General features: G+C 68.2%; 10 protein-coding genes and 2 pseudogenes. 5 read left to right on the top strand and 7 right to left on the bottom strand.

Annotated features, from left to right (window positions below; all coding sequences use genetic code 11):
* Window positions 1–60: 60 nt before the first annotated feature.
* Both IPK27_09120 and IPK27_09115 read left to right on the top strand, forming a co-directional pair.
* A pseudogene (locus IPK27_09120) lies at window positions 61–506 on the top strand (Hsp20/alpha crystallin family protein).
* 115 nt (window positions 507–621) lie between these two features.
* The gene (locus tag IPK27_09115) at window positions 622–1,524 is read left to right on the top strand and encodes a DnaJ domain-containing protein (protein ID MBK8067773.1); all 903 of its coding nucleotides are present in this window, start codon (window positions 622–624) and stop codon (window positions 1,522–1,524) included.
* A 201-nt stretch (window positions 1,525–1,725) separates the two neighbouring features.
* On the opposite strand, the gene pilH is transcribed toward IPK27_09115, so the two are convergent.
* Entirely contained in the window at window positions 1,726–2,091 is a 366-nt protein-coding gene (pilH, locus tag IPK27_09110) for a twitching motility response regulator PilH (GenBank protein MBK8067772.1), read from the bottom strand.
* Window positions 2,092–2,216: 125 nt separating this feature from the next.
* Window positions 2,217–3,236: an oxidoreductase gene (locus IPK27_09105; protein MBK8067771.1), complete on the bottom strand. Its 1,020-nt coding sequence runs from the start codon at window positions 3,234–3,236 to the stop codon at window positions 2,217–2,219.
* A gap of 253 nt (window positions 3,237–3,489) precedes the next feature.
* Here IPK27_09105 and IPK27_09100 point away from each other — a divergent pair.
* Window positions 3,490–4,448: pseudogene (locus tag IPK27_09100) on the top strand (GNAT family N-acetyltransferase).
* A gap of 8 nt (window positions 4,449–4,456) precedes the next feature.
* On the opposite strand, the gene IPK27_09095 reads toward IPK27_09100, so the two are convergent.
* The 5 genes from IPK27_09095 to efp are packed head-to-tail and all read right to left on the bottom strand — an operon-like array spanning window position 4,457 to window position 8,497.
* Window positions 4,457–5,200 (bottom strand): hypothetical protein, encoded by a 744-nt coding sequence (locus IPK27_09095; protein MBK8067770.1) that lies wholly within the window; start codon window positions 5,198–5,200, stop codon window positions 4,457–4,459.
* Window positions 5,194–5,877: an HAD-IA family hydrolase gene (locus IPK27_09090; GenBank protein MBK8067769.1), complete on the bottom strand. Its 684-nt coding sequence runs from the start codon at window positions 5,875–5,877 to the stop codon at window positions 5,194–5,196. The genes IPK27_09095 and IPK27_09090 overlap by 7 nt, the downstream gene beginning before the upstream one ends.
* Complete coding sequence (gene ubiG, locus IPK27_09085) at window positions 5,874–6,569, bottom strand: bifunctional 2-polyprenyl-6-hydroxyphenol methylase/3-demethylubiquinol 3-O-methyltransferase UbiG (protein ID MBK8067768.1); 696 nt, start codon at window positions 6,567–6,569, stop codon at window positions 5,874–5,876. The genes IPK27_09090 and ubiG overlap by 4 nt, the downstream gene beginning before the upstream one ends.
* Window positions 6,566–7,903, bottom strand: a complete 1,338-nt coding sequence (locus tag IPK27_09080; protein MBK8067767.1) for a TRZ/ATZ family hydrolase — start codon at window positions 7,901–7,903, stop codon at window positions 6,566–6,568. The genes ubiG and IPK27_09080 overlap by 4 nt, the downstream gene beginning before the upstream one ends.
* Window positions 7,904–7,927: 24 nt before the next feature.
* Entirely contained in the window at window positions 7,928–8,497 is a 570-nt protein-coding gene (gene efp, locus IPK27_09075; GenBank protein MBK8067766.1) for an elongation factor P, read from the bottom strand.
* A 94-nt stretch (window positions 8,498–8,591) separates the two neighbouring features.
* On the opposite strand from efp, the gene epmB reads away from it, so the two are divergent.
* Window positions 8,592–9,725: an EF-P beta-lysylation protein EpmB gene (epmB, locus tag IPK27_09070; GenBank protein ID MBK8067765.1), complete on the top strand. Its 1,134-nt coding sequence runs from the start codon at window positions 8,592–8,594 to the stop codon at window positions 9,723–9,725.
* Window positions 9,726–10,658: 933 nt separating this feature from the next.
* The gene (locus IPK27_09065) at window positions 10,659–11,882 is read left to right on the top strand and encodes an EAL domain-containing protein (protein ID MBK8067764.1); all 1,224 of its coding nucleotides are present in this window, start codon (window positions 10,659–10,661) and stop codon (window positions 11,880–11,882) included.
* Window positions 11,883–11,947 lie beyond the last annotated feature (65 nt).

The following is an 11,947-nucleotide window of genomic DNA, read 5'->3' as shown; positions in this document are numbered from 1 at the left end:
CCCCACTTTCTGGCCATCGGCGGCAGCGGTGCCGCCTCATTCGACAGCGAGGCAAACGTCATGGCCATCACCCGATACAACCCGTGGAACCTGCCGGCCCGAGTCCCCAACGAGTTCCGCGACTTGTTCGAGAAATTCTTCAGCGAAGAGCAGCAGGACCAGTCCAATGTGGTCACCAGCCAATGGGCACCGCATGTGGACATCAAGGAAGAGCCGGGCCGCTTCGTGATCCTCGCTGACATCCCCGGCGTGGACCCGAAGGACATCGAAGTGCACATGGAGAAAGGCATCCTCTCGATCAGGGCGAGCGCAAGAGCGAGACCAAGGAGGAGAACGAGAAGTTCACCCGCGTCGAACGTTCGCGGGGCGTGTTCTACCGCCGCTTTGCGCTGCCGGACAGCGCGGATGCCGAGGGCATCACCGCCAACGGCAAGCACGGCGTGCTCGAGATCGTGATCCCGAAGCGCCCGGAAACCACGCCGCGCCGTATCGCCATCAACCAGTAAGCCAGCGTCCTTCCGGGGCAGCCTGCGCCGGCTGCCCCGGGTCCCGTCCCGTACCCACCCCGACCTGCGCCGGAGGGGGTTATCCTCGACCGCTTTCCTTCGGCCTGCGACCCGCATGCGATTCAAGGATTACTACGAAGTGCTCGGCGTCAAGCCGGATGCGTCGGCCGACGAGATCAAGTCGGCCTACCGCAAGCTCGCGCGCAAGTACCATCCGGACGTCAGCAAGGAAAAGAACGCCGAGGATCGCTTCAAGGACATCAACGAAGCCTTCGAGGCACTCAAGGAGCCTGAGCGACGCGCCGAGTACGACCGTGCGCGCGCTGGCGGCTTCCGTGCCGGCGACGAGTTCCGCCCCGGCGGGCCGGGCGGCTTCGAGTTCGACTTCGGCGAGGGCGGCAACGGCCAGTTCAGCGACTTCTTCGAGTCGCTGTTCGGACGCATGCGCGGCGGCGCCCCGGGCGGCGGGCGGCGCGCGCGCCAGGAGCACAACGACGGCGAGGTCCGCGCGGAACTGGAAGTCGACCTGGCCACCGCCTTCGCCGGCGGCAAGCAGCGTTTCAGCCTGCAGGGTCCGCGCGGTGCGCGCACTCTGGAGGTGAAGATTCCGCGCGGGATCCAGTCCGGACAGACCATCCGGCTGTCGGGCCAGGGACATGTGGGCAGCGACGGCACGCCCGGGGATCTGTTGCTGCAGATCAAGTTACGCCCGGATCCGCGCTTCCAGGTCGACGGCCGCGACATCACCGTGCAACTGCCGGTTTCGCCATGGGAAGCCGTGCTGGGGGCCCGCGTGTCGGTGCCCACCTTGGGCGGCGATGTCGAGATGGGCATCCCGCCCGGTTCGCAGAGCGGCCGCAAGCTCCGCCTCAAGGGACGCGGGCTACCCGGCAAGCCGGATGGCGACCAGTTCGTGGTGCTGCAGATCCACGCACCGCCGGCGGTCAGCGACAGCGACCGCAAGGCCTGGGAGGCCCTGCGCCTGCACTACGGCGACTTCGATCCGCGCCGGCGCTGAGTCCACCTGGACGTAGCCCGGAGTACCGCGCAGCGGTTCTCCGGGTAGCGGCAAGCACCCGGAGCACGCGCGTGCGCGTACTCCGGGCTGGGGAACCTGTGATCGATGCGCGAGAGCGCGCACCGACCCGTGGTGATCGGGAGCCGCGCATACACAAAGGGCGCCCTCGGGCGCCCTTTGTGTATGCCGATGCCGATCGCCTCAGCGCGGCAAGTGTTCCTGGATCGCCTTGATCAACTGGCCTTCGTTGACCGGCTTGGTGATGTAGCCCTTGGCGCCCTGTCGCAGGCCCCAGACCCGGTCCGTCTCCTGGTCCTTGGTGGTCACCAGGATCACCGGGATGTGGCTGGTGGTCTTCTCGCGCGCAATCGTGCGCGTTGCCTGGAAGCCATTCAGGTTGGGCATCACCACGTCCATCAGGATCAGGTCCGGGATGTGCTTCTTGGCCGCATCCACGCCCTGCTGACCATCCTCAGCGGTGATCACCTCATGCCCCTGCCCCTCGACGATGCGCTTGAGCACCAGGAGCTGCGAAGGCGAATCGTCCACGATCAAGACCCGAGCCATAGTTACCCCGCCGTTAAGCTTGTTCCATCCGTCCGATTCTACCCATACGCAGGGATGCGCGGACAAGTTGTCAGCACACTTCGCAACCTCGCCGGTCGCCGATTGCGTGCCGCCCCACTCCCGTGTCAATCGCCCATCGATTCGCCATCCGGCGCGCCGATGCGCACCAGTGTACGCCCCAACGCGCCGCCCGCCATCAGCTTGTCGAAGACCTGCGGCAACTGGTCCAGCGTCGCCTCGCCGGTGACGATGCGGTCGAGGTGGCGCGGACGCCATTCCTGCGCCAGCCGCTGCCAGAGATCCACCCGCACCGGGTACGGCGTACCCGAGGAATTGATCCCGAGCAGGCTGACCCCGCGGATGATGAAGGGCATCACCGTGGTGTGCAGTTCGATGCCACCGGCCAGGCCGCAACTGGCGATCGCGCCCCACGGCCGGATCATGCGTGTGAGCCCCGACAGCAGCTCGCCGCCGACGTTGTCCACCGCCCCGGCCCAGGTAGCGCTCTCCAGCGGGCGCTGGCCGAGGTAAAGCCCCGCGCGCGCGATGCACTGGCGCGCGCCGAGCGCAATCAGCGCCTCGAACTGCTCGGGCTTGCCGGTGATCGCATGCATCTCGAAGCCGGCGCGGCTGAAGATATCGATGGCCAGCATGCCGACACCGCCGGTGGCGCCGGTCACCACGATCGGCCCCATCTCCGGCTTCTGGCCGACGCTCTGCATGCGCCACAGGCACAGCGCGGCGGTGAATCCCGCGGTGCCGATCGCCATCGCCTCGCGCAGCGACAGCGTGGGCGGCAACGGCACCACCCAGTCAGCCTCCAGCCGCGCGTACTCGCTGTAGCCGCCATCGCGCGTCTCGGAAAGCCCCGAGCCCGTCACCAGCACCGCATCGCCCTCGCGGAAACGCGGATCGCGCGACTCCACCACATGGCCGGCGACATCGATGCCGCCGACCAGCGGGAACTGGCGCAGGATCTTGCCCTGCCCGGTGCCGGCCAACGCATCCTTGTAGTTCACGCAGGACCAGTCGACCTTGATGGTCACCTCGCCGACATTCAGGTCGTCGATCGAGATGTCCTCGACCCCCGAACGATGCGGGTTGCCGTGGATGCGAAAGGCACGGAAACGGGCAGGAATGGTCATCGCGGAATCCTGCTCGGGAATGCGCGGAGTCTACGACCGCCGGGAGCGGTGTTGGTTGTTGGTGCTGGTGTTGGCGAAAGCAGGTGTTGGTGTTGGTTGTCGGTGTTGGCAGGGGCGGTTTGCGGCAAGCGGCCGACGTGCGGCCTTTTCCAACACCAACACCAACACCAACAACCAACACCAGCACCAACAACCAACACCAGCCCCTCCGCACCGCTATCCTTCCCGCCACGCCCCTCGCGGAGCCTGCGCCATGATCGAAGACCGCTACTACATCGAGCCGGCCGTCTGGTCGGTCGACTCGGCGCCGCTGAAGGCGGTGCGCACGGCCGTGTTCATCGAGGAGCAGCAGATTCCCGAGGCCGAGGAATGGGACGAGGACGATGCGCACGCCGACCATGCGCTGGCACGCACCACGTCGGGCGAGCCGATCGCGACCGGCCGCCTGACCGCGGACGGCCGCATCGGGCGCATGGCGGTGGTCAAGGCCTGGCGCGGACAGGGTGTGGGCATGGCGATCCTGCGCCATTTGATGGAGCGCGCCGCTGCGCGCGCATCCGCCACCTGAAGCTGCATGCGCAGAGCTATGCAATCCCGTTCTATGCGCAGGCCGGTTTCGCCCCGGTGGGCGCGGAATTCACGGAATGCGACATCCCGCACCAGACCATGGTGCTGGACCTGCCAGGCGTCAGCGCCCAGCCGCCGGCGGTTTCACTGGTACCCGCAGCGCCGACAGCCCGGCGACTCAGTGCCGAGCGCGCGCCGGAGCTGGTGGATGCCACGGCCGATCTGCTCGCGAGTGCGCGCCGTGAAATTTGCATCTATACGCGCGACCTGGAGCCGGCGGTGTACGAAAGCCCGGCGGTGCTCGAAGCCATTCGCAAGGTGGCAGTTTCGGGGCGTGGCGCGAGCGTGCGCGTCCTGCTGCAGGACACCGCGCGCGTGGTTCGTGAGGGACATCGCCTGGTCGAGCTGGCGCATCGGCTGTCGAGCGTGGTGCAGATCCGCCAACCGTGCGAGGAAGATCGCAACTACCCTGGTGCGTACGCCCTGACCGACACCGGCGGCTACCTCTACCGGACCTTCGGCGACCGCTTCGATGCCGACGGCGACATCTGCTACCCGCCGCGGCGCGACGAACTCAAACGCCAATTCGATGAAGTGTGGGAGCGCGCGGAGCACCCTCCGGAGCTGCGTCGCCTCGGCCTCTGACGCGCGGCTCAGCGGGCGCGGCGGGCGGCGCGCCAGGCGGCGAACACATCGAACAGCCGCAGGCGCTCGTCGCCGGAGTCGCCGATGCGCGCCAGCCAGCGCTGCTCGAGGGCCGCCAGCGCCGCGGGCGCCGCGCCCCGCGCTTCCCGGGCAGGTGCCATGCCTGTGCTCACCTCGGCGAGCAGACTGCGCCGCCGCGCAGGATCGAGTTCCGGCCATTGCGACCGCCTGAGGCTATGGCGCGCGCAAACATCCAGCGGCAACAGCGCGCCTCCGGTGGCCGCGCCGACCAGCGCCTGGCGCGCCGCCAGCCCCAGCCACACCGCATCGTCGCCGCTGTCCGCCAGCGCCGGGCTGGCGTCGCCGGTCGCGGCCAGTGCGCGCAAACGCGCGCGCAGTTCATCCTGGCTCTCCGGCGGCGCTTCCATCCACGCATGCACCTGCTGCACCCATTGCGCCAGCCCTGGCGCTGCGGTCGCGGCATCCAGTCCCAGCGCAAGCGGGTGCCGCGGGTGTCCCTGCAGCCAGTAGCTCGCCTCGTCCGACCACCACATCAATCGCGCCTCGGCGACCCGCCGCTCCGAAATCGCCAGCAGCGTCTGCGCCAGTTCCCGCGCCAGGACCTGAGCCGCGAGGAAGCGCGCCCGCCCGGCGCCTTCGGCGGCGAACTGGCAGGCGAACAGCAGGCGCGGCTCGCGCGCCAGCCAGGGCTCGCAGAAGCCCAGCAACTCGCTGTCGACGCCGCTCAGCACGGCGCCGCAACGCGGTCGATTCGGGCGAGCAAGGCGGGCAACACCTGCATGGGCGTGGCGACCGTCACGTCGGCCGCCCAATCCGCGGCGCGCACGCCTGGCTCCAGATACCCATAGGCCGCGGCGATCGTCAGGCCGCAGCCGGCCGCCCGCCCGGCCTGGATGTCGCGTTCGTCGTCGCCGACCATCGCGGCCTGCGCCGGCGCGATGCCGAGCGCCACGCAGGCATGCCACACCGGCTCTGGCGCCGGCTTGCGCACCGCGAGCGTGTCGCCGCCGACCAGCACCCCGAAGCGCGCGCCCCAGCCGATCTGCCGCAGCAGCGCCGTCGCCAGCGCCTGCGGCTTGTTGGTCACGATGCCAACGGGCACGCCCCGCTCGGCCAGCGCATCCAGCATCGCCTCAATCCCGGCATACGGGCGGCTCAGCCGCGCCAGGCGCGCGCCGTAGAGTTCGAGGTAACGCGGCAGCAGGCGCTCGACCGCCTGCGGATCCTCGGGGAAACCGAGCGTCAGGATGCCGCGCCCGCCGCGCGCGGCGACGGCCGGCGGCAGCGATGCTGCGCAGGGCGGCAGGCCGAGTTCGGCGCGCACATCGTCCAGGGTGCCGAGCAAATCGGCAGCGGTGTCGATCAAGGTGCCGTCGAGGTCGAACAGCACCGCCCAGATGCGGCTCATGGACGGACCGCGGCCACCAGGTAGTTGATCGACAGATCCGCGCTCCGGCGGGCGTGCCGGGTGAACGGATCGTAGCTCAGGCCTTCATATTCGAGCTGGTCGAAACCCAGGTCCACCAGCGCCCGGCGCAGCTCCGAGGGCTTCAGGAAGCGCTCGTAGCGATGGGTGCCGCGCGGCAGCAGGCCGAGCACGTACTCGGCGCCGACGATGCCGAGCGCGAAGGCCTTCGGTGTGAGGTTCAGGGTCGACAGGAACAGCCGGCCGCCGGGCTTCAGAAGCGCGGCGCAGGCGCGCAGCACGGACAGCGGATCGGGCACGTGTTCGAGCATTTCCAGGCAGGTCACGGCATCGAACTGCCCCGGCATTTCCGCGGCCAGCGCCTCGGCTGCGACCAGCCGGTAGTCGACGGCGATGCCGGACTCGAGCGCGTGCAGCTTCGCCACATCGAGCGCCTCGGGGGCGAGGTCGATCGCCGTCACCTGTGCCCCGGCGCGCGCCATGGCTTCACTGAGGATGCCGCCACCGCAGCCGATGTCGACGATGCATGCGCCCTTCAGCGGCTGGCGCGCGGCGATAAAGGCGAGGCGCTCGGGGTTGAGTTCGTGCAGCGGGCGGAAGGGGCCGTCCGCATCCCACCAGCGCGCCGCCACCTCGTTGAAGCGCGCCACTTCCTGGCTGTCGACATTGCTCATGACTTGGGCCCACCGACCGCGGCGCGCGCCAGCGCCGACCAGCGCGCGGCATTCGCCATCAGGCTCTCGGTATCCACGCCGACCAGGGTGCGCTCGCGCACCCGGCGGACGCCATCCACCCAGACATCGCTGACATCGTTGCGCGAGGCGGCATAGACCAGGTGCGACAGCGGGCTGTAGACCGGCGCCAGGCGCAGCGAGCCGAAATCCACCGCGGCGAGGTCGGCGCGTTTGCCGACCTCGATGCTGCCGATGCGGCTTTCGAGGCCGATCGCGCGCGCGCCGCCGAGGGTGGCGCAGTTGAGCGCGGTGGCGGCGTCCATCTCCTGCGGATCCAGGGTCACGCCCTTGGCCAGCAGCGCGGCGGTGCGCATCTCGCCGAACATGTCGAGGTCGTTGTTGCTGGCGCTGCCGTCGGTGCCGATGGCCACGCTCACGCCGGCGCGCAGCAAATCGCCCACCGGGCAGAAGCCACTGGCCAGCTTGAGGTTGGACTCCGGGCAGTGCGCGACCACCACATTGTGCCGCGCCAGGTCCTCGATCTCGCCCGGTGTCAGCTGGGTCATGTGCACCGCAGTCAGGTCCGGGCCCATGAAACCCAGGCGCTTGAGCCTGGCGAGCGGGCGCTCGTGGTGCTGGCGCACCGCGTCCTCCACCTCGAAGGCGGTCTCGTGCACGTGCACGTGCACGCGCAGGCCGAGCTGGTCGGCATAGGTGCGGATGCGGCGGAAACTGTCGTCAGAGACCGTGTAGGGTGCGTGCGGCGCAAAACAGGGATGCAGCAGCGGATCGCCCGTCAGCTGGTCTGCCAGCGCCAGACCACGCGACAGGTATTCGTCCGCGCTGCGCGCGTAGGGCGTCGGGAATTCCAGCAGGATCAGGCCGATGGCCGCGCGCATGCCCATGCGGCGGTAGACCTCGACCGCCGCCTCGGGGAAGAAGTACTGGTCGTTCACTGCAGTGGTGCCGCCGAGCAGCATCTCGGCCGCCGCCAGCTCCACACCGTCGGTCACGTAGGCCGGGGAGATCAGCGCGCCCTCGGCCGGCCAGATGTGCTCGTTGAGCCAGGTCATCAGCGGCAGATCGTCGGCCAGCCCGCGCATCAGCGTCATCGCCGCGTGGCAATGGGCGTTGACCAGGCCCGGGATCAGCGCGTGCCGCGGCAGCGATACGCGCTCCGCCGGCAGGTAGCGATCCTGCACATCGGCGATCGGCAGCAGGCCGCAGATCTGGCCCTGGTGCACCACCACGGCGTGGTCTTCGAGGACCACGCCATGCGGCACCACCGGCACCACCCAGCGCGCCTCGATCACCTGGTCGACGACCATCACCATCGGCGCGCTTCCCTGTTCAGTGGCTTACTTGCTGGCGCGGCCGACGTATTCGCCGCTGCGGGTGTCGCAACGGATCACTTCGCCGTTCTCCACGAACAGCGGCACGCGCACCACCGCGCCGGTTTCCAGCTTGGCCGGCTTGCCGCCGCCCTGCGCGGTGTCGCCGCGCACGCCCGGATCGCACTCGACGATCTTGAGCTCGACGAAATTCGGCGGGGTCACCGACAGCGGCGCGCCGTTCCACAGGGTGATGATGCACATGTCCTGCTCGCGCAGCCATTTGGCGGCGTCACCCGCGGCGGCCTTGTCGGCCTGGAACTGTTCGAAGGTCTCCAGCTGCATGAAGTGCCAGAACTCGCCGTCGGTGTACAGGAACTGCATGTCGGTATCGACCACGTCGGCGCCTTCCACCGAGTCGCTGCCCTTGAGCGTGCGCTCGACGGTGCGGTCGTTCTTGAGGTTGCGGATCTTGATGCGGGTGAAGGCCTGGCCCTTGCCCGGCTTGATGAAATCGGTGTCGACGATGGTGTACGGATCGCCATCCACCAGGATCTTGAGTCCGTTGCGGACGTCGTTCATGCCATAGCTGGCCATCGGGAATCTCCATGCGCGAGCCGCGCACGCCGCGCAGCTATGATTGGGAAAGGATGCACGCGCCGCGGGCGCACCCACGGCGATAAACCTCGGAATGATAACCGCTAGTCCTGTTTGCGCACCAGAAACCGTCTCGCTCCCTCCACGCGGGTGGCAGGCCAGCCTGCGCGAGGCCTTCCGCGACGTGGATGCCCTGCTTGGCTTCCTCGGCCTGTCGCGCGCGGACGTGGCCCTGGACCCCGCGACGACATTTCCGCTGCTGGTGCCGCGCGCCTTCGCCGCGCGCATGCGCTTCGGGGACGCCGGCGATCCCTTGCTGCGCCAGGTGCTGCCGCTGGCGGCGGAAGCGCTTTCGCCGGCGGGATTCCTGGCCGACCCCGTGGGCGACCTGGCGAAATCGCGCAGCCCGGGCCTGATCCACAAGTACGCCCATCGCGTGCTGCTGATTGCCACCGGCAGTTGCGCGGTGCATTGCCGTTACTGCTTTCGCCGGCACTTCCCGTATGCCGACGAACTCGCTGCCCGCGATGGCTGGCGCGCCGCGCTGGCCACCATCGCCGCCGACGCAAGCATCCACGAGGTCATCCTGTCGGGCGGCGATCCATTGTCGCTGGCCACCACAAAGCTGGCAGAACTTGGCGAGGCGCTGCGGTGCATCCCGCATGTGCGCCGGCTGCGCATCCATACGCGCTGGCCGGTGGTACTGCCCGAGCGGATCGATGCCGAGCTCTGCGCCTGGCTGGAGCGCCTGCCCTGGCCGGTCACCGTGGTGCTGCACGCCAACCATGCCAACGAGATCGACACCCATGTGGCGTCCGCCTGCAAGCGCCTGCGCGCGGCCGGCGCGGTGCTCCTGAACCAGGCGGTGCTGCTGCGCGGAGTGAATGACACGCCCGAGGCCCTGCAAGCGCTGAGCGAGGCGCTGGCGGCGAATGCCGTCCTGCCCTACTACCTGCACCTGCTCGACCGGGTCACCGGCGCGGCCCACTTCGAGGTGGGCGAACGCCGCGCGCGCGCCCTGATCCGGGCGCTCCGCAGCGAACTGCCCGGCTACCTCGTCCCACGCCTGGCGCGCGAGGTGGCGGGCAAGGACAGCAAGCCGGGGACCCCCGAACAAGTCCGGGCACTGGGGGCTCCTTGGATGCCGAGACCCTGCCGCCACCCGTGGGGCGTCCCTGGGCCGCCGGAACACGGCACAAGGCGGCAAAACAGGGCGATTTGCGACTGAAAATGCGCCGTCCGTCTGGCAATTTGCTACGCCTTTCGGTCAAAATCCGCAGTTCATCCGCCGAGCACCGTGTCTGCCCCATGGCCAAAGCCGAGAAGGTCGTCCTGCGCATTCTCCTGGTGGAGGATTCCGTCGAGGACGCCGAGCAGGTCATCAGCCTGTTGCGCAACGCCGGGATTGCCGTGCGCCCCAATCGCGTGGACAACGCCGACCAGTTGCGCGCGTCGCTGGAGAGCGGCGCCACGGACCTGGTGCTCGTCAGCCCGAAAATCAAATCGCCGACGCTGCCGGAGATCGCCGGCATCGTCAATCGCAGCGGCAAGGACATGTCGCTGATCCAGCTGGTCGACGGGATCACCCAGGAGACTCAGCTCAAGTACTTGCGCGAAGGTGCGCGCGAGGTGGCACTGCGCAGCGTCGCCGACCACCTGCAGATGATTGTCATGCGCGAGTTCGAGAACCTCACGACGCGACGCAACCTGCGGCGCATGGAGGCTGCCTGGCGCGAGAGCGAGCGCCGCGCGCATTCGCTGCTCGGCAGTTCGCGCGATCCGATCGCCTACGTCCACGAGGGCATGCACGTCTACGCCAACCGTGCGTATCTTGAGATGTTCGGCTTCGAGGAATTCGAAGAGATCGAGGGTCTCGCGATCCTCGACCTGATCGCCAGCGAGGATGCGGAGAAGTTCCGCAACGTGCTGAAGATGCTGGGCCGCGGCGAGAAGCCGCCGGAGAAACTGGATCTGCGCGCACAGCGCCCGGACGGCGGCACTTTCGACGCGATGATGGAGCTGTCCGAAGCCAGCATCGAGGGCGAGCCGGCCACCCAGATCATCTTCCGCCAGCAGACGGTGGGCGCCGAACTGGCGCAGCAGCTGGACCAGCTCAAGCGCCAGGACCTGGTCACCGGGCTTGTTCAACCGCCAGCACTTCATGACCGAGCTGGACAAGGCGGTCGCGAGTGCCAACAGCGGGCGGATCGACCAGGCGATTTTCTATATCGAGATCGACAACTACCGCAAGGTGCTCGACCAGATCGGCGTCGGCGGCGCCGACCTCATGCTGGGCGACGTGGCCCAACTGCTGAAGGAGACTGCGTTGCCGCAGGATGTGGTCGCGCGCTTCGCCGATCACACCTTCACGGTGGTCGTCAGCGGGCGCCCGCATGAAGCGCTGATCCAGTTCGCCGAGCAGGTGCGCAAGCGCTTCGAGGAACGCATCTTCGATGTCGGCAAGCGCTCGGTCAGCCTGACCGCGAGCGTCGGCGTCTGCCTGCTGACCGAGAAGGTCCCCGGCTCCCAGTTCGTGCTGGACAAGGTCAACGAGGCCGCGCGCAAGGCGCAGGCGGACGGCGGCAACCGCATCCAGGTGTTCGACCCGGCGGCGCAGGACAAGGCGGACGCCGCCAAGGACCGCGAATGGCTGGAACTGATCAAGCGCGCGGTCGAGAAAGACGGCTTCGTGCTGTTCTACCAGCCGATCATCTCGCTGCAAGGCCAGGAAGGCGAGTTCTACGAAGTCCTGCTGCGCATGCAGGGCGACAAGGGCGAGATCATGCCCGGCCAGTTCCTGCCGATCGCCGAGCGCTTCGGCATGCTGCCGCAGATCGATCGCTGGGTCGTGGACCACGTGCTCCGCGTGCTGCAGGAGCGCCACAAGCAGGGGCGCACCACCACTTTCTTCGTCAAGCTCACGCCGCAAGCCATCGACGATGGCACCCTGCTGCCCTGGTTGGCGCAGCAGCTGAAGGCGGCCCGCGTGCCGGGCGACCGCCTGGTCTTCGAGATGTCCGAGAGCATGGTGGTCACCCATTTGAAGCAGGCCAAGTTCTTCCAGAAGGGCCTGGAACAACTCAAGTGCGGCTTCGCACTGGAGAAATTCGGCTCCGGCCTGAATTCCTTCCAGTTGCTCAAGCACGTCGGCGCCAACTACGTGAAGCTGGACCGCACCTACATGGCTGACCTGGCCAAGAGCGCAGAGCACCAGGCCAAGATCAAAGACATGTGCGAGCAGGCCCACGCACTCGGCCGGATGACCGTGGCCGAGTTCGTCGAGGACGCCGCCAGCATGTCGATCCTGTTCTCCTGCGGCGTCAATTTCGTGCAGGGCAACTTCCTCGCCGAACCCGAGAAGGTGATGTCGTACGATTTCGGCTAGCGTGGTGTTCCCTGCCATGAGTTGGTTGAAGGGCGTCGACCCGTTGAATCGGTGTGCCTTGGACG

Source organism: Rhodanobacteraceae bacterium (assembly GCA_016713135.1).
In the GTDB taxonomy this organism is placed as follows: Bacteria; Pseudomonadota; Gammaproteobacteria; order Xanthomonadales; family SZUA-5; genus JADKFD01.
This window is presented reverse-complemented; position numbering and strand designations above follow the sequence as displayed.